The organism is Kocuria atrinae C3-8, assembly GCF_000286355.1.
GTDB classification, from domain to species: Bacteria; Actinomycetota; Actinomycetes; order Actinomycetales; family Micrococcaceae; genus Kocuria; species Kocuria atrinae_A.
In genome coordinates this window covers 1-25,986 of record NZ_AJXN01000050.1, presented here as the reverse complement: position 1 = coordinate 25,986, position 25,986 = coordinate 1, and the positions used below count along the sequence as shown (strand labels likewise).

27 protein-coding genes and 4 pseudogenes are annotated in these 25,986 nt (G+C 65.1%); 10 read left to right on the top strand and 21 right to left on the bottom strand.

What is annotated here, in order from left to right; all coding sequences use genetic code 11:
* Positions 1–180 precede the first annotated feature (180 nt).
* Positions 181–1,263: an ImmA/IrrE family metallo-endopeptidase gene (locus YO9_RS0106380; RefSeq protein WP_016996729.1), complete on the top strand. Its 1,083-nt coding sequence runs from the start codon at positions 181–183 to the stop codon at positions 1,261–1,263.
* Between the two features lie 247 nt (positions 1,264–1,510).
* On the opposite strand, the gene efeB is transcribed toward YO9_RS0106380, so the two are convergent.
* The 15 genes and pseudogenes from efeB to YO9_RS0106315 form a co-directional block, all read right to left on the bottom strand.
* Positions 1,511–2,752, bottom strand: coding sequence for an iron uptake transporter deferrochelatase/peroxidase subunit (gene efeB, locus YO9_RS0106375; RefSeq protein WP_317259773.1), 1,242 nt, complete (start codon positions 2,750–2,752; stop codon positions 1,511–1,513).
* 118 nt (positions 2,753–2,870) lie between these two features.
* The gene (efeO, locus tag YO9_RS0106370) at positions 2,871–4,031 is read right to left on the bottom strand and encodes an iron uptake system protein EfeO (protein ID WP_016996726.1); all 1,161 of its coding nucleotides are present in this window, start codon (positions 4,029–4,031) and stop codon (positions 2,871–2,873) included.
* Positions 4,032–4,096: 65 nt separating this feature from the next.
* Positions 4,097–4,971: pseudogene (efeU, locus tag YO9_RS21455) on the bottom strand (iron uptake transporter permease EfeU).
* A 188-nt stretch (positions 4,972–5,159) separates the two neighbouring features.
* Positions 5,160–5,438 (bottom strand): SDR family NAD(P)-dependent oxidoreductase, encoded by a 279-nt coding sequence (locus YO9_RS17285; protein ID WP_262925602.1) that lies wholly within the window; start codon positions 5,436–5,438, stop codon positions 5,160–5,162.
* A 148-nt stretch (positions 5,439–5,586) separates the two neighbouring features.
* Positions 5,587–5,937, bottom strand: a complete 351-nt coding sequence (locus YO9_RS0106355) for an SDR family NAD(P)-dependent oxidoreductase (protein ID WP_223286212.1) — start codon at positions 5,935–5,937, stop codon at positions 5,587–5,589.
* Between the two features lie 11 nt (positions 5,938–5,948).
* A complete protein-coding gene (locus YO9_RS0106350) occupies positions 5,949–6,725 on the bottom strand; it encodes an enoyl-CoA hydratase/isomerase family protein (protein ID WP_016996724.1) in 777 nt (258 codons plus the stop codon).
* Positions 6,722–8,032, bottom strand: a complete 1,311-nt coding sequence (locus YO9_RS21450; protein ID WP_396350730.1) for an AMP-binding protein — start codon at positions 8,030–8,032, stop codon at positions 6,722–6,724. Before YO9_RS21450 ends, YO9_RS0106350 begins: the two co-directional genes overlap by 4 nt.
* Positions 8,029–8,379, bottom strand: a complete 351-nt coding sequence (locus YO9_RS21445; RefSeq protein WP_396350729.1) for an AMP-binding protein — start codon at positions 8,377–8,379, stop codon at positions 8,029–8,031. The genes YO9_RS21450 and YO9_RS21445 overlap by 4 nt, the downstream gene beginning before the upstream one ends.
* Before the next feature lie 63 nt (positions 8,380–8,442).
* Positions 8,443–9,203: pseudogene (locus YO9_RS0106340) on the bottom strand (SDR family NAD(P)-dependent oxidoreductase).
* A gap of 42 nt (positions 9,204–9,245) precedes the next feature.
* Positions 9,246–9,694: pseudogene (locus tag YO9_RS17275) on the bottom strand (acyl-CoA dehydrogenase family protein).
* 203 nt (positions 9,695–9,897) lie between these two features.
* Positions 9,898–10,389, bottom strand: coding sequence for an acyl-CoA dehydrogenase family protein (locus YO9_RS17270; RefSeq protein WP_223286211.1), 492 nt, complete (start codon positions 10,387–10,389; stop codon positions 9,898–9,900).
* 85 nt (positions 10,390–10,474) lie between these two features.
* A complete protein-coding gene (locus YO9_RS0106330; RefSeq protein ID WP_016996723.1) occupies positions 10,475–11,299 on the bottom strand; it encodes an enoyl-CoA hydratase-related protein in 825 nt (274 codons plus the stop codon).
* 3 nt (positions 11,300–11,302) lie between these two features.
* Entirely contained in the window at positions 11,303–11,989 is a 687-nt protein-coding gene (locus YO9_RS0106325) for a TetR/AcrR family transcriptional regulator (protein ID WP_031272795.1), read from the bottom strand.
* A gap of 121 nt (positions 11,990–12,110) precedes the next feature.
* Positions 12,111–13,049, bottom strand: coding sequence for an arsenic resistance protein (locus YO9_RS0106320; RefSeq protein ID WP_317259769.1), 939 nt, complete (start codon positions 13,047–13,049; stop codon positions 12,111–12,113).
* Positions 13,050–13,170: 121 nt separating this feature from the next.
* Positions 13,171–13,734: a YceI family protein gene (locus YO9_RS0106315; protein ID WP_317259768.1), complete on the bottom strand. Its 564-nt coding sequence runs from the start codon at positions 13,732–13,734 to the stop codon at positions 13,171–13,173.
* Between the two features lie 325 nt (positions 13,735–14,059).
* Between YO9_RS0106315 and YO9_RS0106310 the strand changes: the two genes are divergently transcribed.
* From YO9_RS0106310 to YO9_RS0106285, 6 genes are all read left to right on the top strand, one after another.
* A complete protein-coding gene (locus YO9_RS0106310; RefSeq protein ID WP_223286210.1) occupies positions 14,060–14,971 on the top strand; it encodes an MDR/zinc-dependent alcohol dehydrogenase-like family protein in 912 nt (303 codons plus the stop codon).
* Between the two features lie 119 nt (positions 14,972–15,090).
* Entirely contained in the window at positions 15,091–15,645 is a 555-nt protein-coding gene (locus YO9_RS0106305) for a 6-pyruvoyl trahydropterin synthase family protein (protein ID WP_016996716.1), read from the top strand.
* A 27-nt stretch (positions 15,646–15,672) separates the two neighbouring features.
* A complete protein-coding gene (locus YO9_RS0106300; protein ID WP_317259772.1) occupies positions 15,673–16,488 on the top strand; it encodes a glycosyltransferase in 816 nt (271 codons plus the stop codon).
* Complete coding sequence (locus YO9_RS0106295; protein WP_031272788.1) at positions 16,485–17,135, top strand: class I SAM-dependent methyltransferase; 651 nt, start codon at positions 16,485–16,487, stop codon at positions 17,133–17,135. Before YO9_RS0106300 ends, YO9_RS0106295 begins: the two co-directional genes overlap by 4 nt.
* Positions 17,132–17,326 (top strand): hypothetical protein, encoded by a 195-nt coding sequence (locus tag YO9_RS17265; protein WP_223286209.1) that lies wholly within the window; start codon positions 17,132–17,134, stop codon positions 17,324–17,326. Before YO9_RS0106295 ends, YO9_RS17265 begins: the two co-directional genes overlap by 4 nt.
* Positions 17,327–17,330: 4 nt before the next feature.
* The gene (locus YO9_RS0106285) at positions 17,331–18,083 is read left to right on the top strand and encodes a lysylphosphatidylglycerol synthase domain-containing protein (RefSeq protein ID WP_016996711.1); all 753 of its coding nucleotides are present in this window, start codon (positions 17,331–17,333) and stop codon (positions 18,081–18,083) included.
* A 36-nt stretch (positions 18,084–18,119) separates the two neighbouring features.
* Here the strand turns inward: YO9_RS0106285 and ribA are convergent, their stop codons facing one another.
* From ribA to YO9_RS0106260, 5 genes are all read right to left on the bottom strand, one after another.
* On the bottom strand, positions 18,120–19,523 hold the full coding sequence (gene ribA, locus YO9_RS0106280) for a GTP cyclohydrolase II (protein WP_016996710.1): 1,404 nt from the start codon (positions 19,521–19,523) through the stop codon (positions 18,120–18,122).
* 77 nt (positions 19,524–19,600) lie between these two features.
* Positions 19,601–20,284: a CDP-alcohol phosphatidyltransferase family protein gene (locus YO9_RS0106275; protein ID WP_016996709.1), complete on the bottom strand. Its 684-nt coding sequence runs from the start codon at positions 20,282–20,284 to the stop codon at positions 19,601–19,603.
* A complete protein-coding gene (locus tag YO9_RS0106270; RefSeq protein ID WP_016996708.1) occupies positions 20,281–20,610 on the bottom strand; it encodes a protein-tyrosine phosphatase family protein in 330 nt (109 codons plus the stop codon). Before YO9_RS0106270 ends, YO9_RS0106275 begins: the two co-directional genes overlap by 4 nt.
* A 300-nt stretch (positions 20,611–20,910) precedes the next feature.
* Positions 20,911–21,162, bottom strand: coding sequence for a hypothetical protein (locus YO9_RS0106265; RefSeq protein ID WP_223286208.1), 252 nt, complete (start codon positions 21,160–21,162; stop codon positions 20,911–20,913).
* Complete coding sequence (locus YO9_RS0106260; RefSeq protein WP_016996707.1) at positions 21,159–21,782, bottom strand: CDP-alcohol phosphatidyltransferase family protein; 624 nt, start codon at positions 21,780–21,782, stop codon at positions 21,159–21,161. Before YO9_RS0106260 ends, YO9_RS0106265 begins: the two co-directional genes overlap by 4 nt.
* A 223-nt stretch (positions 21,783–22,005) precedes the next feature.
* Here YO9_RS0106260 and YO9_RS0106255 point away from each other — a divergent pair, with 223 nt between their 5' ends.
* The 3 genes and pseudogenes from YO9_RS0106255 to YO9_RS17255 all read left to right on the top strand — a co-directional run bounded on the left by YO9_RS0106255 (position 22,006) and on the right by YO9_RS17255 (position 24,722).
* Positions 22,006–23,097 carry a carboxylate-amine ligase gene (locus tag YO9_RS0106255; protein WP_016996706.1) on the top strand — a complete coding sequence of 364 codons (1,092 nt, stop codon included), beginning with the start codon at positions 22,006–22,008 and terminating at the stop codon, positions 23,095–23,097.
* A 98-nt stretch (positions 23,098–23,195) separates the two neighbouring features.
* Positions 23,196–23,953, top strand: a pseudogene (locus tag YO9_RS21440) (thioesterase II family protein).
* Positions 23,954–24,353: 400 nt separating this feature from the next.
* Positions 24,354–24,722, top strand: coding sequence for a 4'-phosphopantetheinyl transferase superfamily protein (locus YO9_RS17255; RefSeq protein WP_223286206.1), 369 nt, complete (start codon positions 24,354–24,356; stop codon positions 24,720–24,722).
* Here YO9_RS17255 and YO9_RS0106240 read toward each other — a convergent pair.
* Entirely contained in the window at positions 24,719–25,930 is a 1,212-nt protein-coding gene (locus YO9_RS0106240) for a heparan-alpha-glucosaminide N-acetyltransferase domain-containing protein (protein WP_016996702.1), read from the bottom strand. The two genes, YO9_RS17255 and YO9_RS0106240, sit on opposite strands and share 4 nt — an antisense overlap.
* Positions 25,931–25,986: the final 56 nt, after the last annotated feature.

Genomic DNA, 25,986 nt, shown 5'->3' with positions numbered 1-25,986 from the left:
GCCGACGACGCCGCTTCCGCCACCTCCCGCACGGCCCGCGAGGTCTTCGGCGGGGCCGGACCCCGTTTGCGCGGGGACCACACGGGAGCGAAGTTCCGAGGTTGATTGATGTCTTCTCTGGAAAATCCCAAGAGCCCATCGGGCGCTTGGGATTTTCCCAATTCTGAGTATTCTTGAGGTATGGGAACGGACATCGGCGAACGCGTTGCGGCTGCACTACCCGCAGATCGGACACGCAAGGAGATTGCACAGGACATCGGCATGACACCCGATGCTTTTTCCCGTGCCCTCAAGGGCCACCGTGGTTTCGCGGCCTTGGAACTGGCTCGGCTCGCTGACCTCCTCCACGTGGACATCCACTTTCTGATCACGGGTGAACCCAATCCCCGTGATGTGCTCATTGCTGCGCGCCACAGCTACGATCACGCTACTGGGCGCCGATCCGTTCCCGGCGAGGACACAGACCGACAGGATCTGCAGGACGTCGTCCAGCTGTACCGGCAGGCCGAACCTGCACATTTACCAACAACGCAATTGCCAGCCAACGTTGCGGAGACACGACAGCGGCTCGGTCCTGAATTCGTTCAGCCGTTTGCCGCGCGCCTCGAGTCCATGGATATCGACATCGTGCGCCTAACCGGACTCTCAACCGCGTATTCCTTCACCGTCAATGACCGCGCGGTGATTGTGCTCGGCACTTCCGGACAGTGGTTCCGGGACAACTGGTCCTTGGCTCATGAGCTCGGGCATCTGGTACTTAGACACGGTGATTTGAGTCGAAGTGAAAACTCACGTCGCACGGCTGAAGTACAGGCCAACGCATTCGCCGCAGAGCTTCTGCTTCCGGAAGCCGAAATCCGCGGGCTGGACTGGGAGTCTGTTTCCGCCCCGGAACTTGCGGAACGGCTCTGGGCCTTTGGGGTGTCCACCGAGGCACTCTCCAATCGGTTGTCCAGGCTCGAGCTGCAGCTTTCCCCCGCAACGGAGTCACTCCTGGGAACCAGTACTCCTAGTCTCCTGCGGCGTCATTGGATGGGCTTCGGAGACGGCACACCCATGACACAGCGAATGACGGATGCCTCCCAGCGCCGATTCCCCACACTGCTCAAGGACGCCCATCTAGATCTCATTTCCCAGGGACTGGTGGTGAAAGCCGGATTGGCGTGGATGCTCGATGTCGATGCGGAAACCTTGGAAGTCGATGAACCACAGCGCTCGCCTGCGCTCGGTTCAGCAGAGCTATCCGATCTCCTCGGACTCTAACCAGGTCGCGGCTCACCATGGCGACCCTGTTTTTCCCGGACAACACCGTCCTGATCAATTTTGCATACCTTCGACGCATCACGACGTGGGAGCTTCTTCGGGTTGCGTGCAGGGTTCAGTTCATCGACGAAGACACGCTGTGGTCGTATGTCCATGTACTCGCGAAATATCGCAGGCATCAGCCACCTTTCCCCGCCGCACGTTCACGTGCCGACTTTTATAGCTGGCTTGAGGGTTAGACACTCGTTCACCCCTCGAACAACTGCTGTCCCACGTACGTCCCGGGCTCGTTCGGAATCCCGGGCGGCACGGCGAACAGCCCGGAACCGGTGTGGCGCAGGTACTCGCTCAGCGCGTCCTGACGGGCCAGTTTGTTCTGAATCGGGACGTAGCCGGTGCGGGGGTCGTTGACCATGGCGATGAAGAACAGCCCCGCATCCATATTCCCCAACCGGTCCGTGCCGTCCGCGTAGTTGTAACCGCGGCGCAGCATCTGCACACCGTTGTTGGTCTCCGGATGAGCCAAGCGCACGTGGGAGTCCTTGGGGATGATCGGTTGATTCCCGGAACCCTGCATCCCGAAGTCCGGCGCGGTGAACTCCTCGCCGCCGGACAGCGGCGCACCCGTGCCCTTGGTGCGGCCGATGATGTTCTCCTGGCCCATCAGTGATTCCCGGTCCCAGGTCTCCATGATCATGCGGATGCGACGGGCCACCAAGTAGGTGCCGCCGTCCATCCAGGAGCCCTCGCGGACCCACAGGTGATCGTTGAGCAGCTCCGGGTCCTCGGCCTTCAGATTGGCCGTGCCGTCCTTGAAACCGAACAGGTTGCGCGGGGTGTTCTGACTCTTCGACGTGGACGAGGTCCGCCCGAACCCCAGTTGCATCCACCGCGTGGACACGATTCCGAAGCCCATGCGCACCAGGTTGTGCACTGCGTGGACGGCCACCTGCGGGTCATCGGCGCACGCCTGGATGCAGAGGTCTCCCCCGGTCCGCGCGGGATCCAGGGTGTCACCCGGGAAATGCGGCAAGTCGATCAAGGCCTCGGGCATCCGGTCCCGCAAGCCGAAACGGTCTTTGCCGTCCTTGTCCTCGAACAGCGAGCGCCCAAATCCGATCGTCACCGTCAGGTGTCCCGCAGACAGGTCGTGGGCCTCCCCCGTGTCCTGCGGCGGAGCGTACTGGGAGCCGCCGTCGAAACCGGTATCGGTGACATCCAGACCCTGGGTGATGCGCGCGCACGCGGCGGTCCACCGGGTCAGCAGCTCCACGAGCTCGGCGCGGTCTTCGGTGAGCACGTTGAGCGCGGCAAAGCACAACCGGTCCTGCGCGGCGGTCACGATCCCGGCCTGGTGCTCGCCGAAAAAATCGACGACGTCGCTGTGCGCCTCCCCGTTCACCGCATCCTGGATCGCTGCGGCCGCGGGTCGACCGAACCAGCCGAGGCCGGCACCCACCGCTACGGCACCGGCACCGGTACCGAACAGGCTCGACGGCTGACACCCTTCCTCGCACCCTTCTGGTCCGGTTGACCGGATGGGTCCGATTGATTCCCCGCACCAGGTTCGGAAGCGGTTCGTGCTGTTCTGCGCGTGGGTTCATGGGTTATTCGACGACCTTTTCCGTCACCATGGACAACGGTTCGGACAGCGCGTTCACGGCGTCCGAGAGTTCCTTGATCTGATCCTGGCTCAGCTCGTCGTAGTAGACGAAGCCGTCGCCCTTCTTGTGCTGATCCAGCAGTTTCTGCAGGTCAGTGAAACGGGTCTCCAGTGTGCTGTTCAGTTCGGCGTCGCGCTTCTCAAGCAGCGGGGACAGGTTCTCGTACGCGATGCGCGCGCCGTCCACGTTGGCCTGGAAGTCCCACAGGTCCGTGTGGGACCAGATTTCCTCTTCACCGGTGACCTTGCCCGTGGCCACCTCGTCGAGCAGTTCCTTGGCACCGTTGGAGAGCTGGTCCGCGGTGAAAGACATATCGCGGGTGCGGTCATAAAGCACCCGAGTATCGGCCACCAGCTGATCGGCGTACTTCTGGCGGTCGGCCTGACTCATGGCCGCGTAACCGTCCTGGGGCCGCCACAGGTCCTTCTCGATCCGGTGCCAGCCGGTCCATTCCTGACCTTCTTCCAGGTCCGCTTCGCGCAGATCGAGCTTGGGGTCCAGATCACCGAAGGACTCGGCCACGGGTTCCACGCGCTCCCAGTGCATGCGTACGGGCGCGTACATCTCCCGCGCCTTCTGATCGTCCCCGTCCGTATACGCCTTGGCGAACTCCTCGGTGCCCGTCATCAGCTGCTCGGTCTGATCCTTGACATAGGCCGTGTACTGCGTGGTCGCCTGGTCCTTGAGCTGCGAATCCTCGGCGTTGACCTCGGTGCCGCCCTCACCTTCGGTCACGGTGAATTCGTTGCGGATACCGTCACCGACCATGCCCGGCTTGCACGCCGTGAAGTATTTGCCCTGCGGAGCGGACACGGTCAGCGTGCGATTGAGACCGGGTGCGATGTTCTCCACCTCGCCCACGATGCGCAGCCCGTCGTCACCGAGCAGGTAGAACTCGGTCACCTTGGAGCCGTCGTTGGTCACGTCGAACCGCAGGGTTCCCGCGGGTGCTTCTCCCACGCCGACGTCGCACTGGTCGTCGGTGCTCGACACGGCAATCGCGCCGTTCTCACCACCCTGATCGTTGGGTTGGCACGCGGCCAACGTGAACAACAGACCCACGGCGGTGACGGCGGCGGGAAGGCGGGTGGAAACAGAGCGCATGGATGGTCCTTAGAAATTCGGTGCCCCGGTATCGGGTGCATCAGGCAAGTACAAGAAATGAGGTTTCAGGCGGAGGCCGAGGAACTCGCGACCGGAGCGGAAGAGGCCGCCGGCGGCGTCGTCGGCTTTCTCTTGGCCGAGCGGGAGCGGGCGATGAACAGCGGCATGACCGTGAGCACGTAGGCCCACCACACGCCGAACTCGAGCCATGTGGTGGCCGGTGAGAAGTTGAAGACGCCCTTGAGGAGCACGCCGTACCAACTGGTGGGCGGGATCTGTTCGGACACGTCGAAGGCCAGGGAGTTCAAGCCGGGTAGCACGCCCGCTTCTTGCAGGTCATGGAATCCGTACGCCAGGACGCCTGCGGCGATGAGGACCAGGAACCCGCCGGTCCAGCGGAAGAACGTGGAGAGGTTGAGCTTGAGCAGACCGCGCGTAATCAGCCAAGCCAGGGCGATGGCCACCAGAATGCCCCCGAGCGCGGCGAGCGTCGGAACGAAGATCCCACCGCCGGCATTGGCACGCGTGGCGGCCCACAGGAACAGGGCTGTTTCCAGGCCCTCGCGGCCCACGGCGAAGGCACCCAGCAGGATCAGCCCCACTGCGGAGCCTTTCAGGCGACATCCGCCCGGGATTCCAGTTCTCGTTTCAGGCCGCGGGAGGCGCTTGCCATCCAGAAGATCATCCACGTCACGAACCCGACGGCCACGATCGACAGGGTTCCGCCAATGATTTCCTGAGCTTCGAACGTCAGCGTGGAGGGCCCGAAGGTCAGGAGTGCGCCGAAGGCCAGCGAAATGGCGATGGCCACGGCAATGCCGATCCACAATCGACGAACGGCGTACCGCTGGCCGGTGCGCTTGAGGTATCCGATGAGGATCGCGACGATCAGCGCGGCTTCGAGGCCTTCACGCAGACCGATCAGAAATGTCTGGAACATCCGACTGTCTTCCACTTATGAGGTTAGGTGAGCCTAACCTGAACAAGGTGAAATTAGCACAGTGCATGCCAGTAAAGAAGGTGTGCGAGCGAGATTTTTTCCGGGTGGCCCAGTGCGTCGCTGTGTGACGCGAACAACGCGCTTCAGCGAGCGTCCGGCAACCCGATCGATGCCCGGAATGCTGATAGTCACATGGTCAATCCACCGCTCACGGACAGGGCTTGTCCGGTGATGTAGGCGGAACCTTCGCTGAGCAGGAAGGCAACGGTCGCAGCGATCTCCGCGGGCTGGCCCAGCCTGCGGGCCGGAATGCCCTTAGCCATCCCGGAGAACACCTTGCCGGTCATCCCCTCGGCTTCGGCGGCCTGACGGTACATCTCGGTGTCGGTGGGACCCGGGCACACGGCGTTAACGGTCAGCGGCACGGTCGCGTTCTCGCGCGCCACCGACTTGACCATGCCCAGCACTCCCGAGCGGCCGCCGACGACGCCGCGTCACCCATTGAGCCGGCCTTGGCGCTGTCCGACGCAACCACCACGATGCCAGCGCGCCGCCCCTTGTTTCCTGCATTGCGAATGAAGGGCAGGGAATGGCGGACCAGGGACATCACGCCGATCAACTCGGTTTCGATGATCTCCCGGGCCCACCCGGCCTGGGTTTCGTGCAAGGGTGCGAGTTCGTGGCGGTGACCCGCCGTGACCACCAGGCGTCCAGGCCGCCGAGGATTTCCGCGGCGCGGGTGACGGCCCACTCCACGGCGCCCTCGTCGGTGATGTCCACGGTGAGGTGGCCCAGCACGATGCCCAGTTCGTCTGTGGGATCGTCGAAAGGTCCATCCATGCGGACGTTCCTGCCCGCGACGACCACACGCGCGTCCTCGGTGACCAGGTGTTCGACCGTGGCGCTACCGATGCCTCCGGCTCCGACCACCAGAATCTTCTGACCCACGTGCTGACCCAAGCTCATGTCTGTGCCCCTTACTGGCCGGTGAACCGCGGTGTGCGTTTCTCCAGGAACGCCCCGGCACCCTCCGCCTTGTCCTCGCTCTGGTACAGCAACGACTGCGCGAGGCGTTCGATGATCTGGCCGGTCGCCTGATCGGCATCCGCACCGTGTCTGATCACGAGCTTAGCCAGTCGAATCGCGAGCGGACCGCGCGCCGCGATCCCGTCCAGAATCTCCCGCGCTGTGCCGAGCAATTCCTCCGGGGCCACCACGCGCGTGACCAGCCCCATCTGCAGAGCTTCGTCGGCAAGAACGAACCGTCCGGAGAGAATCATGTCGACGGCGCGGCCCCGCCCCACCAGCCGGGTCAAGCGTTGGGTGCCGCCGGCTCCGGGCAATACCCCGAGGGCCGTCTCGGGCAGGCCGATCTGGGCGTTGGTGGACGCGATCCGCAGATCGCACGCCATGGCCAGTTCGCAGCCGCCGCCCAGTGCGTACCCGTTGATCGCAGCGAGGGTCGGACGCGGAAAGTTCTCGATGCGGTCGTAGAGCTTCTGCATGGACGCGTTCAACCCGTCCAGTGCCGTGTAATTGACCAGACCGGAGATGTCCGCGCCCGCGATGAAGGCCTTCTCCCCCGCCCCGGTGAAGATGATGCCCTGCACGGAGTCGTCGGATTCGGCGTGGTCGAGGACCTCGCCGATCTCGGCCAGCACGTCCGCGTTGAGGGCATTACGCACCTCGGGACGGGTGATCGTGATGGTCAACAGCCCGTCGGTGAGATCGGTGGTGAGAAGTTCGGTGCTCATGCGGTGTCCTCCGTGAAGCGATCGCGCAGGTGGTACTTCTGGATCTTGCCGGACGGGGTGCGCGGGAAGTCATCCATGATCTCCACGCGTTCGGGCCAATAGGACTTGGCCACGCCCTTCTCGTCCAGGTAGGTCCGGACGGCCTCGAGCGTCAGGGGCGCGGCGCCGTCGTTCATCACCACGGCCGCGCACGCGATCTCCTGGAGGCGTGCGTGCGGCGCGCCCACGATCGCCACGGAGGCGATATCCGGGTGCTCGTGCAGCACGTTCTCCAGATAGGCGACCGGGATGTTTTCGCCGCCGCGGATGATCAGGTCCTTGGAGCGCCCGGCGATGGTGAGGTAGCCGTCTTCGTCGAGTGTGGCCAGGTCGCCGGTGTCGAACCATTCGCCGTCGAAGTCCTCGCGGGTCTTGTCCAACTGGTCCATGTACCCCACGAACAGGGAGGGGCCACGCACCCAGAGCTTGCCTTCGGAGCCTGCCGGCAAGGAGCTACCGTCCAGGTCGGTGATCCGCACCTCGATGCCGCGCACGGGCCGGCCGTCGGTGGTGGTGATCTTCTCGACCGGGTCACTCGGGTGACCACACGTGGACAGCGCACACTCGGTCTGACCCCAACCGCCCAGCACGGACAGTCCGGGCACTTCTTCGCGGGCGTTGCGCAGCAGCACGCGCGGGATCGGTGCGCCCATGCAGCAGAACCGTTGCAGGGACGAGACGTCATGGTCGGCCAGGTTGGACGCGTCCAGCAGGTCGTGCAGGAACGGGGTGGCGCCGGAGGTGTGGGTGATGCCGTGTTCGGCGATCAGTTCCACGAATTTCTCCTTGTTCCACACGTCCTGGAACACGCCCTTGGCTCCGAGCAGGATGGGCAGTTCCACCCCGAACAGGTAGCCGGTGAGGTGACCGAAGGTCGAGGCCATGTGGATCACGTCCTGGTGATCCATGCCCATGCGGTCCGGCCAGGGCAGACCGGCGGCGCACACACTGTTGTGCGTGTGCATCACGCCCTTGGGTCGCCCGGTGGTCCCGGAAGTGAACATCAGCAGGGCCACATCATTGGCATCGGGACGACGCTCGGCCAGTTCCTCCGGGGAACCCTTGGAGGCCCAGTCGGTGGCGATGAACTCGTCCCACGCGATCTCGCCCTCTTCGAGCGCGGGCGGGTTGGCGGGGTCCTGGGCAAGCACCATCACGCGCGCAGGATTCTCCTGGCCGCCCACCATGCGCCGGGCCAGCGCCAGGTGGTCGTAACCGCGGAACGAGTCGGGCACCACCAGGATCCGGGTGTTGGCCCGTTCCATCATGAAGGAGATCTCGCGGTCGCGGTAAATGGGGATGAGCGGTTGGTGACCGCGCCGATGCGCACGGCGGCCAGGTGCAGGACCACCCATTCCTTCCAGTTGGGCAGCTGCAACGAGATCACGTCGCCGCGGCCCAGGCCCAGTTGGATGAGGCCGTGCGCGGTGCGCTCGACCTGCTGGGCGAGTTCGCCGTAGGTCAGTGATCCGCGTGAGTCCACGGAGGCGACGGCGTTCGGGTCGCGTTCCACGGCCCGGTCCAGATGGTCGGTGAGGATCTGACCATTCCAGTAGCCGGCCTGGGTGTTGTGGTCGATGATGTCCTGGGTCAGGAGAGTTTCATACGTGGTCATGACGGGTGCTCCTTTGCACGCTGAGACGGTTCGCGGTGGCTGCCGCGGGGGTTGTCCGCAGCGTCAGATCATGGTGAGGCCGCCGCTGACGGACAGCGTCTGGCCGGTGATGTAGTTGGACTGCGGGGAGGCCATGAAGGCCACGGCGTTGGCGAGGTCCTCGGGCTGGGCCAGGCGACGCAGCGGGATCGCACGTTCCAGGGATTCGCGCAGCTTGGGGTTGTCCTTGCCGATCTCCTCGAACAGGGGCGTGTCGGCAGGCCCGGGGCACACGGCGTTGACCGTCACCCCGTAGCGGGCGAGCTCGCGCGCCATCGTCTTGGAGAACGCGACCAGCCCGCCCTTGCACGCGGAATAGACGGCCTCGCCCGTGGACCCCACGCGGGCGGCGTCGGAACCGATGTTGATCACGGTGCCCGAGCCTGTTCCTTCATCACACTCATCACGGCGTGACTCATGGTCAGGGTGCCCATCAGGTTGATGCAGATGATGCGTTCCCAGGTCTCGGGGGTGCTGTCCAGGAACGGGCCGACCTTGTCCCAGCCCGCGTTGTTGACGAGCACGTCGATGCTGCCCCAGGTGTCGAGCACGTGCGAGACGAGGGCGGCGACGTCGTCGGGGCTGGTGATATCGGCGCGCACCCCCATGGCCTGGTCGCCGATGCGGTCGGCGGTGGCGGTGGCCGTCTCTTCGTTGAGATCGGCGATGACCACGCGCAGCCCGTCCTGGGCGAGGCGCTCGGCGATGGCCGCGCCGATCCCCTGGCCGGCGCCGGTCACGATGGCCACGCGGGTGGCAGTGGATTCTGAAGTCTGAGCGGTCATGGTGTGAGGTCCTTTCCTCGGTGCGAATCGGTGGGGCCCGGTTTACGGGGCGAACTGTCGGCCGGCGGATTGACGGGCGATGATGAGCTTCATGATCTGAGCGGTGCCGTCCCCGATCTGGAGACCGAGCACGTCACGCATGCGCTGTTCAATGGGCTTGTCCGTGCGGTAACCGAACTGGCCGTGCAGCAACAGGCACTGGGTGATGGCATCGTGGGCGACCTTGGGGGCCCACCACTTACACATGGCGGCTTCCTTGGTGTGGTTCTGCCCCGTGTCCTTCAGGTGGAGGGTCCGCAAGCACAAGAGCCGCGCGGCGGTGAGCTGGGTTTCCGCTTCCGCGAGCGGGAAAGAGACGCCTGGAACTTGGAGAGGGGTTGGTCGAAGGCCTCGCGGTGACTCACATAATCCCAGGTTTCCTCGACCGTGACCTCCGCGGTGCCCAGGCATTGCAAGCCGATGAGCGCACGGGAGAAGTCGAAGCCCTGCATCACCTGGGTGAAACCGGCACCCTCGTTGCCCAACAGGTGTGCGGCGGGTACGCGCACACCCTCGCAGTGGATCAAACCACGTTCCACGGCCCGGGTGCCGGTGTCCTCGACCGGTTCGATCCGCACGCCGGGGCTGTCCAGGTCAATGACGAACGCGCTGATGCCGCGGCCGCGACCGGCGTCGGGATCCGTGCGGGCGAAAATCACGGTGCTTCCGCCTGGGTTGCGAAGGACATGGACTTCACGCCGTTGATGACCCAGGAGTCGCCGTCCTTGCGAGCGGTCATCTTCGGATTGCCGGCGTCCGAGCCGGCTTCCGGTTCGGACAGTCCGATTCCCACGATGCCCTCGCCGCTCGTGATGCGCGGAACGTACTTCCGGGCGGTTTCCGGGGTGGCATTGCTGGCCAGGATCTGACCCACCAGTGAGCCCACGACCTGCAGGTATCCCACGTTGAAATCCCCGCGGGCGATCTGTTCCACGATCAACCCGGAGGTCAATCGCGGCAGGTCACGGCCACCGTACTCGGACGGCAGCTCCGGTCCGATCAGACCCAGCGCGCCGATTTCACGGCGTAGTTCCGGTTCGATCCGTCGAACGGTTTCGCGCTCGCGGTACCCGGCGGCCAGTTTCTCCTGGAGACCGCCGGCGGCGGCCACCAATTCTTCCTGGGCCGGGCTGAGGGTCATCTCCATGGTTCGGACTCCTGTGTCTGACGTACGGCTGTGTTTCGTGGGGCGGTGGCGCTGGGCGCCGCGGTCATCCCCGAGGCGGCGAGGATCAATGGCTGATCACGTGGCTGTTGAAGTCGGGCATGCGCTTCTCAGCGAAGGCTGCCGCGCCCTCCTGGCCCTCCGGGGATTCGGTGAACAGGTCCAGTCCGGACATCGCCAGGTTGGACAGTCCCGCTTGGTGGTCGGTGTCCGCGTTGAAGGACTGTTTGAGGAAGCGCAGCGCCGTGGGTGACTTCTCCGCGATTTCTGCCGCCCAGGACTTGGCCTCGTCCAACAGCTGATCCGGTTCCACCACGGTGTTGACCAGTCCCCAGCGTTCGGCGGTGGCGGCGTCGTACTGGCGGCACAGGTACCAGATCTCGCGGGCGCGCTTCTCCCCCACCACGCGGGCCAGGTAGGCGGAACCGAAGCCGGCGTCGAACGAGCCCACCTTGGGGCCGGACTGTCCGAACCGGGCGGTGGATGACGCGATCGTCAGGTCGCAGATCACGTGCAGCACGTGACCGCCGCCGATCGCCAGGCCGTTGACCGCGGCGATCACGGGCTTGGGAATGTCCCGGATGGTCTTGTGCAGGTTGCCGATCTCGAACATGCCCGACGGGGACGGTCCGTAGTCACCGGTTTCGGCGCGCTGCTTGACGTCACCGCCGGTGCAGAACGCCTTCTCCCCCGCGCCGGTGAGGATCACGGCTTGCACCTTGCGGTCTGCCCAGGCCAGGCGGAACGCCGTGATCAACTCGTGCACGGTCTGCGCGCGGAACGCGTTGTAGCGCTGCGGCCGGTTCATGGTGATCACGGCGGTGGGGCCGTCGATCTCGTAGCGGATGTCCTCGAACTCGGGAGTTGCGGGTGCGGCGGTTTCTGCGGTCATGTTTCAGTCCTCTTTCGCGGTGAGGTAGCGGGAGTACTCGGTGTGATGTTCGGGGGCCAGCGCGGCGGACAGGACGAGCGCCAGTTGGCCGGAGATGTAGCTGTCCACGGTGTGCTGGGGTTGGAAGTACCAAGACTTCAGGGCCCAGCCGTGGGCGAGGAGCACCAGGTTGTAGGCGAACAGATCCACGTCCACGGGGGCGAACAGACCGGCGTCCACAGCGTCCTGCGTTGCTTGGCTCAGGGGTTTCACGGAGGCCATTTCCAGGTCCTTGATGACCTTCCGGTTCTCGGCCGACAGCCTGCTGCTCTCGCGGTAGGTGATCACGGCGGCCTCGCTGTTCTCGGCGATCACGCGGCAATAGGCGTCGAATCCGGCGGCCACTCGATCGACCGGATCAGCACCCGCCGCGAGAATCGCCGCGGGTACACGAGCCTCGATGTCCTCGAGCACCCCCACGATCACGCTGCGCAGCACTTCCTCCTTGCTCGCGAAGTACCGGTAGATCAGGCCCACGCTCACGCCAGCCTCCTGCGCGACGCTCTGCATGGACATCTGCTCGCTGCCCTTGCCCTGCAGCACCTTCACGGCGGCCGCCAGCAATTGACGACGCCGCGCTCGCGTCCTTGCGTCGCGGGCCGCCTCGACGGGTTCGGCACCGGAAACTTGAGTGAGTGAATCTGTATTCATTACTAGTGAATCTAGATTCACTTTTTGGGTGCGTCAAGAGGTGGTTCGGAAAATTCAGGGAAAATGTCGGTGTCGATCCCCCAGCTCACACGACCCGAATTGCTCCGCTGGATACCGCTACTCAGGAACGGATGAGTCTGGGCACCACTCGAACCATGGTCACCATGACCAGCAGTTCCACCAGGGTCTGCGTGACCACGACCAACGGCGCAAGCCCCATGGCCGCGGGCAGCGCAAGAGCCAAGGGCAGAATCACCAGGGAATTGCGCGTGACACCGGAGAAAACGAGCGCGCGTCTCGCGGCGACGTCGTACCCGCCGCGCCGTCCCACCCACTGGCCCAAACCGAACATGATGAGCGCGAACGCGACAAACAGCGGGATCACCACCAGCAGGGCTGCTAGCTGCGCGCCGACCCCGGCGATTTGGGAAGCGACCACCACGGCGAGCGTGAGCATCATGAGCGGCACCATCGCGGCCATGGCACTGGCCTCCAGAACACGGCCGACGCGAGTGCGTGCTGCCAGTTGAGTCAGAATTGCGGCTGCGAGCGGCAGCACGATCAGCAGAACGAAGGCCTCGACGAACGGTTCGATCTCCACGACCGAGACCACATCCGCACCGGCCATCAACCACAAGTAGACCGGCAGGAGCAGCATCTGCACGAGCATGAGAACGGGCGAGGCTGCAAGGAGACGGTCGTGGGCGCCACCGGCCAGGCCCGTGAAGACCATGACGTAGTCCACGCACGGGCACAGCAGTACCAGGAGAACTCCGGCGAGCAAGGCCTGATCATGGGTGACAAAACGCGACAGCTCGAACACCACCACCGGCGCCAGTACGAAATTGAGCCACAGCGTGGACCGCAGGAATTTCCAGTCCCGCAATACGGCACCCAGCCGGGTGAACGGGATACCCAGGAAGGTCGCATAGAGCAGCAGCGCGAGGACGGGTTGATCAGAGACTCCGCAGGAGCGGCAATCGCGGGCACTGTCAGACCCACGATCACGGCACCGGCGATGGACGCCACATACAGCGCAACTTGATGTCGCTCGAGCCACTGGATCACTCGATCCAGGCTAGTTCACTCGTTCATGCGTCGCGGACCTGGATCAGCCCCGGATATGCAAGAAGCTCCTCGCCCGTTCGGACGAGGAGCTCCCAGCGAGAAGTCTTGCGGAATTACTGATCCTTGATCAGTGACAGCTCGAATTCCAGGCTGATCTTGTCACTGACCAGGACTCCACCGGAGTCCAAGGGGGTGTTCCAGGAAACGCCCCAGTCCTTGCGGTCGATGCGGCGCCCGCCTTCGAGGCCTGCGCGCAGACCACCGGTGGGATCGGTGTCGATGCCCAGGAGCTCCATGGGGATGGTGATGGGGCGTGTGATGCCTCGGATGGTCAGGTCGCCCGAAATGATGAACTGCGACTCGTCCACCTCGTCCAAACCGGTGGACTTGAAGACGATCTCCGGGTGGTTCTCCGCGTCGAAGAAGTCAGAGCTGCGCAAGTGCTGATCACGCTGATTGTTGCGGGTGTCCACGCTCTGGACCTTGAGCCGGACCTCCACCGTGGAATTGTCCCAGTTGTCGGTGTCCAGGTGAGCGTGGCCTTCAACCTCGTTGAAAGCACCGCGCACACGAGTCACCATCGCGTGGCGGGTGGAAAACCCGAAACGCGAGTGCGACGGGTCGATGGACCAGTCGCCGTTCAATGTCGAATCTATTGCCAAAAAGGACACCCCCATGTCAGGACAAGCTGAGTCGTTGCACTCATGCCTCAGCGGCCGTTCAACCCTCAACCCATACAGTTATGCGCCACGTCACTGAGACTGCTCAGATCTTCAACCCAAAGTATTCAAAAGCAATCATTCCGGACCGGACCCTGGTCACGCTACCCCATAGTTGGTGACGCTTGAGGGAGGGCCAGCGTGTGCCTTAGGAAACTCTTCAACTTACTCTTGAGTAATACGGTTTAGTGTTTTCCCATGTCTCAGCATTAGTCCTCACCTTCGCCATCATCAGTCGTCACGCGTGGACGGGGTCCTATCCCCTAAAGATAGGGTGGAATCCATGGGCTGGCAGTACTGGACGGAATCGGCAGGCAAGGGCACGTGGCGGGAGGTGCTCGAACCCCACGCTGACGTCGCCGCGGGTGAACTGAGGGTTCGTTCCGTGGCAACGGCGGTTTCCCGTGGCACGGAGACCCTGGTCCACACCGGAAAGATCCCCGAGACCATCGCGCACCTCATGAGGGCCCCGCAACAGCTGGGTGACTTCCCCTTCCCCGTGTCCTACGGCTATCTGGGCGTGGGAGTGGTCGATGAAGGCCCCGCCGACTGGCTCGGCGCGCGGGTATTCGGCCTGCTGCCTCACCACACGCACCACGTGGTCACCACGGAGGATGTGCAACGCATACCGGACCACGTTCCCGACCACCGCGCACTACTCGCCGGCGCGGCCGAAACCGGACTCAACATCCTCTGGCAAGAGCCGCCGCGCATCGCGGACCGGGTCGCCGTGATCGGTGCGGGCATGATCGGCACAGCCACCGCGCTGCTCGCCTCCGGCATGGCGCTGGACCGCCTTGAAGTACTCGAAACCAATCCTGACCGCCGTCGCCTTCTAGAAACTCTGGGCCTCACCGCCGTAGATCCAAGCGAGGCATCCTCGGACAACGACATCGTCATTCACACCTCCGGCACCGAACCTGGTCTGGCACGCGCCTGGAGATCACCGGCGACGACGGCACGGTGGTCGAGGCCTCGTGGTTCGGTTCCCGCGCTCCCACGGTCCCGTTGGGCGCCGATTTCCACGCCCGTCGACTGTCCATCGTGGCCAGCCAGGTGGGTCAGGTCGCTGAGGGACGGCGAGCGCGCCGCACTCGCGCCCAGCGGCTCCAGACCGCGCTCCGTGCCCTGCGCGATGATCGTTTCGACGCGCTACTCACTGGCGAATCTCCCCGCCAAGACCTGCCCCGGGTGATGGACGCGATCACCGGAGACACCGACCTGGCCCGCACCACCCTCTGCCACGTACTGACCTACTGACGCCCCGTAGACACCCACGCACAGACCAGCCCCATCCACCCGAGCAGGAGAACCATGTACAGCCTCACCGTCAACGACCACGTGATGATCGCCCACAGCCTGCCCGACGAATTCTTCGGCCCGGCCCAGGGAATGCACGGCGCCACCCTCACGGTGGAGGCCACGTTCACCCGCGCCGAGCTGGACGAGCACGCGGTGGTCCTGGACATCGGCCAGGCCATGGAGATGCTCGACGAGGCACTGTCCCCGCTGCGCTACGCGAACCTGGACGAGCACCCCGCCTTCGCCGGCAAGCTCTCCACCACCGAGGCCGCCGCGCACTACATCGGTCAGCGGCTCGCGGACTCCCTGAGCGATCAACCGGATGTCGGAATCACCGTGACTCTTACTGAGAACCCCCGCGCCAAGGTCGCCTACACAGTCCCCGGACGCCGTGACCATACTGATCGAGCCGGATCTCGGACGCGTCAGCGGCGGCCTCCGCTACAACCGCGCCGTGGCCGACGCCGCAGACGGTGCCATCACGCGACACGCCCTTCCCGGGGCGTGGCCGGATCCGTCCGCCCAGGACGACGCCGCGCTGCGTCACCTTGCCGCACAGTTCGATGAGCCGGTCATCGTGGACGGTCTGATCGGCTGCAGTCTGAAGGAACCACTCGATCTTGCAGTACCGCTCATCCAACTCGTCCACGCTCCCCTGGCCGTCGCCAACCCGGCCGCGCGGGACCGCGAGCGCGCGAATCTGACGGCCGCGAGCGCCGTCGTCACGACCAGCAGCCATGCGACCGATCAAGTGCGCAGTCTGTACGGCGTGGACGCCACCGCGGCCGCACCCGGCGTGACGAAGCGCGAACCGGCCGCGGCACCGAGACCGGCTCCCGCCTGGTGTGTATCGGTGCCGTGGAGGAGAACAAGAATCAGCTGTTCCTCGCGCGCGTGCTGGTCGCACTCGCGGAGACGGGTGTGGACGGGTGCCACTGCACGTTTGCCGGTCCCCCGACCGATCCGGAATATGCGGAGCACTTGCGCCGTGCGTGCGCGGAGCTGCCGTCAGGAACCGTGACCATGGCCGGTGAATTGGATTCACAGGCCGTCGACGCCCTCTTGGCCGCGTCGGATCTTCTGCTGTTGCCCTCGCACCGCGAGACCTACGGGATGGTCGTCACGGAGGCGGCGTCCGCAGCGATCCCCGCACTGGTCTCCGCGGGGACGGGAGCTGAAGAAGCGCTCGCGGCAGGCTTGGCCCTTCCCCTGGTGGAAGAACAGTGGGTTGCCGCGCTGACACAGTGGCTGAAGGACGCTGAGCACCGCGGGTCATTGCGCGATGAGGCCGCGAGGCTTCGACCAGGGCTACGCACCTGGGGAGACACCGCCCGCACGGTGCTCGCCGCTGTGGCTTCGTGTGAAGCCCCCGCCGCAGCCGACCTCGCAACCGAAAGGAACCCGACATGATCGGAGCCGCCCAGGATTGGCTCGAAGCTCGCGTTCCTTTCGACGACGCCGCTCGACAACAGTCCCTGCCCCTACTGGACCGTGCCGCGAAGGCCTTGCTGGACACGGACCCCAGCGGGCAGAGTCGGCTGACGATTGTGGATCTCGGGGCCGGCACCGGAAAGTCAGCGGCCTGGTTCCGCGAGCATCTGACGCCTCGGCTACCCGGTCGCACTATTCAGTGGCTGCTCGTGGATGCTCATGAGCCGTCGCTGGAGATCGCAACGCAGCATGTCGGGGAGGCCGACACCATCGTGACCCGGTTGTCTGAGCTGCCAACTGCCCTGGGTGAACACCTACCGGAGCATCCCGCGCCGGGCACCCTGCTGCTCACCTGCAGCGCAGTGTTGGACGTGCTCACCCAGGACGATGTGGATGCCATCCTGACCACGCTGGACACCTACCAAGGTCTGGGATTGTTCTTGTTGAGCATCACCGCGGACTGGCACCTGACCCCGCCCGACCCGCGGGATGAGTGGCTCGCCCAGGCCTTCGCCGACCACCAGCGATGGGACGGCAAACTCGGTGCGGACGGCGGCCACGTCATGCTGCGTACCGCACGAGAACGTGGGGTCCTGCGACCCGCGGCAACAGTCCCTGGCAGTTGAGTGGGCCTCAAGATGCGGAGTTCATCCGTCGGTTTCTGACCGAACGAGTGGCGGCCATCATCGAAGCCGAGCCGGATTCCGAGGCTGAGGCCATGGACTGGTTGGAGACCAGGAACAGGCAGATTGCAGAGAATCTGAACGTGACCGTGGACCATCTCGACGTGCTCGTGGACGCCCGCCGCGGCGAATAGTCCCGTGAAGAAACCCTGGGTGCGGCGGGCCGCGATGATCGCGGTCACCGTTGTGCTGCTGTGGCTGACAGCGCGCGCAGTCGGGACCCAGGCACTGTTGGCCGGTGGTCAGGTGTTTTCCCCACTGACCATTGCCGCGGCGCTGCTCGCCGGATTGATCGTGGCTCTGACCCAGGCGATCCGCTGGAAGGTCTTGGCGTCACAGCAGCAGATCACGCTCGGTTTCCGCCGGGCCTGGGCTGACTGCTACGCCTCAGCTTTCGGCAACATGCTCCTACCCGGCGGACTGGGTGGGGATGCCGCCCGGGTTGCCGTGTACCGCAATCGGGGGCGACGGCGTTGGTGGTCTCCCCTGCTGGCCGTGGGTGCAGAACGGCTCAGCGCCACCGCTTGTCTGTTCATGGCCACGGCCATCGTGCTGGCGGTGAGCGCCGAGACGGGCGGAGCGCTTCGGTCGGTGGCCGTTGTCGCCGCGGTTGCCGCCACGGTGTTTTTCGCCGCTGCGATCGTGTGCCTGCGCGGGGTGCCGGCCCGTGACCACGTCATCGTGTGGAGTTCCTCGGCGCTGAGCGTGGTCACCCTCATTGCGCTGTTCCTGCTGGCCATGGCCCAATTGGGCGGGCCGGTTCATGCACCGGTTGCGACCGTGGGATTGGCGTCCATGAGTGTTCCGGTGGGAGTCGGAGGCTGGGGAGTTCGAGAGTTCTCGGTCGGTGCGCTGGCCCCTGCTTGGGAGCTCCCGCGGATCAGGCGGTGACCGCCGCCATCGGGTACGGCCTGCTCGCCGTGGTATCTACGCTCCCTGGTGCCGCTGTCCTGGCCTGGGGTACGTGGCGTCGTGCTCTCTCGCTGCCTCGCTGAGCACGAATTCGGTGCAGACATCGTCCTCGAACGTGTAGCGGCGGAACGGTGCGCGCAGCGCCTCACCCATCACGGCCGACCCTTCGAAGCGCACACCGGGCACACCGTCTCCGATCAATACGGGTGCCACGGTCAGGAACAACCGATCCAGCAACCCGGCGGACAGGAAGGCGGAGACCGATTTGCCGCCGCCCTCGACCAAGATCGAACCGCTCACGTGTTCACGCACCACGCGCAAGACTGCCGCCGGGTCCACCGAGGTGCCCGCGGGGCCGTCCTTCCCGCCCGATACTTGTTCGCCGGAGGTTTGGGTCGTGCCCTCGGGAAGCCGAACGACCTCCACATGCTCGCCGACCTCGGTTGGGACCTCCGCGTCCTGGCCGACCAGCCACAACGTCCGAGCATCCGGGGACTGCAGCACGCGGCTGGTCACCGGAATCCGGGCGCGAGGGTCCAGTAGAACGCGCACGGGATTCTCGCCCTCGACCGCTCGGACCGTGAGCTGTGGGTTGTCCCGGGTGACCGTGGTGGCTCCCACGAGCACCGCCTCCACGGCCGCACGGAGATGATGCAGGTGGGTGCGATCCGCCTCGCCGGACACGAATTCCGCGTCCCCGCCACGAGCCGCGATGAAACCGTCCGCGCTCTGAGCCAGCTGTGCGATGACCTCCGAATGCTCAGCCAAGGTTCGGTACACGGGGAAGGTGTCTTCTTCCACTGCCACGCGACCCGCCAGTGGATCATGGCGCATACGCTGCCGCTTGGTCTGCAAGTAATGAGAGTTCTCGGGCCGGTCCAGCACCGGCAGCACCACGCGGTCCGCCACAGTAATACCCAGGCTGGTGAGCGCCTCCGCCTTGGCCGGGTTGGAGGACAACAAACGGACCGTGGGGCTCCCCAGGTGTCGCAGCATTTCTGCGGCCGCGGTGTAATCCCGGGCATCATCCGGCAGACCCAGCGCCCTGTTGGCATCCACCGTGTCCATGCCCTCATCCTGTAGGGCGTACGCGCGGAGCTTGGCCGCCAACCCGATGCCACGACCCTCATGACCTCGCAGGTACAACAGGATGCCCGTGCCCTCGGCGGCGATGGCCTGCAGCGCAGCCTCCAACTGGTCGCCACAGTCGCAGCGGTGCGAGCCGAGGGTGTCGCCGGTGAGGCATTCACTGTGCATCCGCACGATGGGCGCCTCGGCCTGTGCCGGATCCCCCATCAGCATGGCCACATGTGTGACGTCCCCAAAGGTGTAGGCGCACGTGGTGAAGACTCCGTGATCGGTCGGCAGCACGGTCCGTGACTCGAGCAGAAGAGCGTGATCCTGTTCTGGCTGATGCATGCGATTCAGTCTATGGTCAGCACGCTGCCGGACGGGCCACGGGATAATTCACGGGCGCGGCAGTGTCGCAGTTCGACTCAGTCACCCGACAGAGCGGCGTGGCGCTCCAGCCACACGATGTCCCGCCCGAACGAATACAGCACCGACACCACCGCGGCGGCCACGCACAGCACCCCGAAGGCCGGGATAGCCACCGCAATCGGCGTACCGGCAGCGAGCAGGAGAATGCCCTGGGCTGCCGCAATGACCCTGCGGCTCAGAGATTTCGGAAGCTGTCTCCGCCAAGTCGGCCGGAACGCACCCATCAGATGGAACGCGTAGTACATCAGCCCCGGGATCAAACACCAGGGACCCCACAGGGGAACGAGTCCCACGGACAGAATGAGGATGAACAGCGCGTCCACGGTCTCGTCGTACAGACCACCGGCGCGGGTACTGCCGGCGCCACGGGCAATCTTCCCGTCCAGGCCGTCCATGGCCAGGGCCGCCCCGCCCAGCACCACGGCGGTCCAGGTGAATCCCTGACCGTCATCGGTCAGAAACAACGCCGTGACGATCACGATGAATCCGAGCCGCAGCGTGGTCAGGTCGTCCGCGCGGGTCCATGAATCGCGACGCAACAGGCTCCGCGCAGCTCCGATCACGGTCACGAGGACACAGATCAGGCCATCCATGAAGCGGGGAGACAGCAGCCAGGCGATGACCAGCGCCGAGGTGAGGATCGGTAGCGCCAGGAGTAGGCGTCGAGCAAGACCATTCATCCGCTGTGCACCGACCTCGCGGCATCCCTGAGCCATCGCTTCTGACCGCGAGTCTCCACGGCACGCGGGTGATAGTGCGCGCGGACCCATGCCAGAGCGTCGTCGGCGGCCACCCCGCTCATGACGGCGAGCAGCGCGATAGCCGTTCCCGTGCGGCCGACTCCCCCGCCGCACGCGATCTCCACGCGCTCGGTCAACGCCCGTTCGTGGGCTTCGCGCAGTGCCGCGAGGGCATCGAGGGTGTGGGCGGGTGTGCGGAATTCGGGCCACTTCACCCAGCGATTGGGCCAGGTCTCGATGCGGGGGTCCTTCCCCAGCAGGTACACCGCGAATTCTGGTGCCTCTACCCCACCCCGACGACGCCGCACTCCGGTCCCGCGCACAACTCGCCCATCCGGCAGCTTCACTACACCCGTTTCGGTTTCCCACGCGCCCATGCATCAAGCGTAGGTGCCCCCTCAACGGACGAGTCCCGCACCGCAGATCGCGGGGCGGGACTCCACAGGAACAATCCGCTCAGAAACTGAACGTGGCAGTGCAATCATCTCCGATCCATTCCCACAGTTGGACGGTTCCGGCGACTTCTGCGTTGTCGACGAGTGAATCCGGATCAACGCCCTTGGCTTTCACGCAGATCCCGCACGCGATGTAGTGCCCGCCGGCGTGGGCGAAACGATCCATGAGGTCGGGCAGTGGTGGGCACCTTCGCAGGCGGTGCCCTTGGTGAAACCGGTGACGGCCAAGCGGACCGATTCTTTGGTCAGGAAAATGAGTGTGTCTCGGCCGGATTCTGCGGCACCGACGGCGACCAGGAAAGCCACCGTCACCTTCTCCGCGTCCTCGAGGCCAGTGGTGAGTGTGATGGCTGCTTTGGTCATGATGCCCTCCAGAGGGCTGGTGGGACCCGAGATGAATCCCTATTTACAAGTATGACCCCTTGTGATATCGAGTCAATGGCGACGGTGCGAGCGACTGCCAGATGTGCCGCACGGATGTAACTGATACCGGCCACAACGTGCAGCACCGCTCCGAGATCGGCCAGCGCGTGCGTAAGCCGTCCCAAGCGGCCACGTCGCCGGGGACCCGCAGCGGCCGTCACCAAGGCAACGAACAAGATCGCGCTCCGGACCTTTCCCAGGTAGGAAACCTTGAGTTGCCCACGGTAGGCGGCTTTGGACGTCAGCACTCCGGTGGCGAGGTCCATGATCAACACCGTGATAGGAACGCGCCGGGGCAACTCCCCCACTTTCGCGAGGCTCCACGCAATGGCAGAGATCCCCGCGCGATCCGCGAGGGGATCCAGTGCCTTGCCGATCGTGGATTCCCAGTGCATGCGCCGGGCCAAGGTACCGTCGATCCAGTCCGTGGCCGCCCACGTGGCAACGCCCACCGCGGTTCCCGGCCCGGTCTGCCCGCCACGAATGCGACGCACCAGTGGAACGGTGGCTACGAGTCGAGTGGCGGTGAACAGATTGGGCAGATTTTCGGAGATGCGCATCTGCGGGTACCGATCCTTCCGATGGAAAGTGCATGCCTCGGGACGGCAGTGAACCGGGTGTCCCCGACGTTGCCCCACCGCGCCTCGATTGTCGAGACCCGCGGGGTCACGAGCGTGTCGCGGAGTAATATTCCATCAGTCGACTGATAGCCAGGCGCTAGAATGTGGATCGATCCTTCATCCGTTGTTGAGCCGCTATCGGGAGATTGTGGGGCTACAAGTCGTGACCACATTTGGTATCGAGGAGGAATTCCTCCTGATCGATCGCGGGACCCGGTTGCCCGCAACACCCGCGCCGCAGCAGGCGGAAGCATTGCTGGGTATCACCGCCGGCGGCGGCAAGGCCACGCCGGAATGGCTCACGTGCCAACTCGAGCACACCTCCCCCGTTTACAGTGACCCCGCCACTGCTCTGGACTCCCTGTTGAGCTTCCGCCGCGAGCTCGCCTCGGTCGCCGGTTCCATGGGCTATGACGCCGCCGCCACGGGTACCGCGCCCGACATCGCGTTGGCGGCCGCCCAGGTCACCCCCGGCGAGCGCTATCACCAGTTGGCGGGGATGACCCCGGCCATCGCCGCCGATCAATACCTCAACGGCATGCACGTGCATATCGGGTTGGACTCCCTGGAGGACGGCGTTCGAGTCCTCAATGGTCTGCGCCCCTGGCTGCCGCTCGTGGTCGCTTTGGGTGCCAATTCACCCATGTGGCGCGGTTCCGACAGCGGATTCGCCTCGTGGCGGTCCATTCACTACCGACGCTGGATGGCCAACGGCATTCCACCGCAGTTCGATAACCTGGCCGACTACCAGGCCCGGCTGGATGCCCTCCTACACTTCGATGTGGTCGAGAGCCCCAGCACCCTCGCGTGGCTCACACGCATCTCGTTTGCTCACGGCACCATAGAGATCAGAGCGTGCGACGTACAGCTCGAAGCCAACGACGCTGTGGTCATCGCCCTGTTCATCCGCGCTCTGTCCCGCATGGCCCTGGACGCCCCGGTGGTTGCGCACATTCAACCCGAAGTGTTGGAAATCGCCGTGTGGCAGTCCGCGAAATTCGGTCTGTCGGGTTCCCTCATGGATCCCGCCACGGGAACTCAGAAGCCCGCGGACGACCTGGTCCGCGAAACACTGGAGCGGCTCCAGCCCTACTTCGAAGGACCCGAAGACCAGTCAGTGGTGCAGCGAGGCCTGGAGCGCATGCTGTCGCACGGAACCGGGGCCGAACGACAGCGCCGTGCCATGCGAGACGGTGGATTGAACGGACTCCTGACACACGCATACTCCTCGTTGACGGCTCATCCCGACCGCTGATCGTGATCCTTCCGCGCCGCTGAACGCGCCCTGGATCCCCCGGAAGGGTCTCGGTCATCCCGGTGTATTTAGTTCGGGGCGGTGCTAGCGTGCCGAGTATGGCTACCCACAACGTTCTGGCCCGCTGGGTAACTCCCGGCGGTCATCCGCAGCGCCGTCTCGTCTTCTTTCCCCACGCTGGTGCGGGCGGGTTGACGGGGCGGTCACTGGCCGCCGACGACGTCGAAGTCCTCGCCCATCGAAGGCCCGGGCGTGAGGCGCGCATGGCGGAACCGGTCTTGACTTCCGTGGCTGAGGTGTTGGACGAAGCCGTCGAGGTGCTACTACCAGTACTGGATGCCGACGATCTGCCCACCGATATTCTCGGGCACTCCTTCGGTGCCTGCTGGCCGCCGAGTTCGTGGCCCGTATGGAACATGGACGCCCGGGACGCGTTCGCCGTGTGGTGGTCTCCGCCAAGGTTCCGCCACCGGATCCGAGCCCGGAGTTGGCCGCAGCACTTCACGACGAACAGTCGCTGATCGATTGGCTCGTGGACCTGGGTGGCACTCCCGCGGAACTGCTGGAAGACCCGGGAATGCGTTCCATGGTGCTGGACCCCCTACGAGCCGATCTGACCGCATCCCTCGGTCATGACCGAGAGGCGCCCATGCTGAACACGCCCCTGCTGACAGTGGCCGCGGACGGAGACACCACGGCACCCGCGCATGACGTCGAGTTCTGGAATCGATACACCCACGGGCCGGTGAAAACTCTCCGCTTGCAGGGTGGCCATCACGCGATCTTCGATCAGGCCGAGCTGCTGCACGCTGCCCTGCGGGAACCCGACGCGAGCGGTGTGTCGTCCGACCAGTGAAAAACGAGACCGTGCACTTGGGTGATCCCGCCGAGCCGGACTGGACCGAGCGGCGTCGGCGAGTGGGGGGTGCGCCACAGGATGTGGACCTGTATCTGGTGACCTTGGCCGAGGTGCGTGACTGGGCCTCGACGTCGACGGGATGGCTCGCGGAGGACGAACTCGCTCGCGCCCGTAAGCTCCACGACGAAATCCAGCACCGAGAATTCTTGGTCTCCCGGGTGGTGTTACGTCGACTCCTGGCACTCCGCTTGGACTGTCCGCCCGAGGTCGTGGATCTGCCACGGAATTCCACCACCGGTGCTCCCGGTCCCGCCACCATCCGGGCCGCGCCGGACACAATTCCGATGGTTACGTCCACTACTCGCTGGCACGAACGCCCGGACACATTGCGATCGTCATGGCGAATCGCCCCGTTGGCGTGGACCTGGAAAGTCGGCAGAGTGCGGACCAAGCCGAATCGCTCGTGCGGGTGCTGCACCCCGCGGACCAGGCACGCCTCTTGAGGGAGCCCGAACGACGTCGCGCTCGCGCGGTGACCGAGGCCTGGGTCCGGCTCGAAGCACTTCTCAAGGTCCGGGGCACGGGCCTGTCCACCGACCCGTCGTCGATCGAAGTGGGAACGGCGAACCGGGTGCGACACTCCGACGACCTGATCGTCACGGGAGTGCGCACCCGGCGCGGTTCTCATTTACACGCGGCCGTCGCCTGGCTCGAGGATCCGCTGGGGACCCTCGAGCCGACGGCGGACCCGGCCAAGGATCGCTAGGATCCCTGCGGATTCCGCACGACTGCCAGGCCCACGGCCTTGGACGCCCTGGTCACCAGGCGTTCCAGTGGTCCATTGCCCAGCGCCTGCTGCCAGGCGGTGGCCACGAGGGCCGCAACCGCGATCTGCACGAGGTACCAGAACCACGGCATGGAACTGACATCCACGAACGTGAGGAACACCAGGTGAGACGCGTAGAGCGTCAACGTCATGGACCCCATCGCGGCCAACGGAGTGAACCAGCGGCCAATCGCTCGACTCGCGATCAGGAACACGCCCAGAGCCACCATGGCCATTCCCGCAGCACCGATCAGAGCCAATGGCGTGTTGGTGTGCGGGCCCGAGAGCAACAACCACTGCCATGTGGTGGTGGGTAGCTGCGGGTCGGGGCCGTAGACCTGGGCGGTCCACACGTCGTCGCTGGTCATCCACGGCGTGGCCTCGATCAGCGCGTACTCCAGGTCGAAGCGGTAGAGCATGAGCAGTGAAATGCCCTTGCCGACCACTGCGACCACCGCACCGATGACGACTAACAGCACCTGGATCCGATCACGCGTCAACGGCATGCGACCCAATGCCATGCCCAGACAGATGAACGTCATCCAGGGCAACGCGGGATACGTGCCGGTCAGGAACAGCTCGGAGAGCACGGTGATCGGTGCGTTCACCAGGTCGATGGCGTTCGGATTCGCATGCACGTGGGCCGGGATGCGCTCCAGCGACCATTGCATGAGGAACGGTGAAGCCACCGCGAACGTGAACGCGGAGATCAGCAACCACCGGATGGACATCAGGGTGAACGGGATGGCCAACAGGAACATCAAGCCGTAGTAGATCAGGATGTTGTAAGCCGGGATCTCCAAGAAATTCAGCGACAACCCCACACCGAACAGCAGCAGCGCACGCACGGCCAGCGAGACGCGTGACCGGGCGGCGTCCCGGCCTCGTCGTGGCGTTCGACCGCCGGTCAGGAACGCGAGACTGACACCCGCCAGGACGGCGAACAAGGCAGCCGCGTTGCCTCCGAAGAGGCTCCATGTCCACGTGGGGTTGCCGGCGGCGTCGGCGGTGGCGGGCAGCGTGTGTACCGCGACCATGCCCAGCAGGGCGAACCCTCGTGCCACGTCAACGCCCACGATCCGGCGGCTCGTGCGGCGACCGTCCGCGCTGGGAACGTTGCGCATGGGCAGCAGCCTGAAAGAGGACACCCTGCCGCATCACGTGGGTGGTCCTGGTGGGATGGCAACCGCCGGTGGGCTCGCCA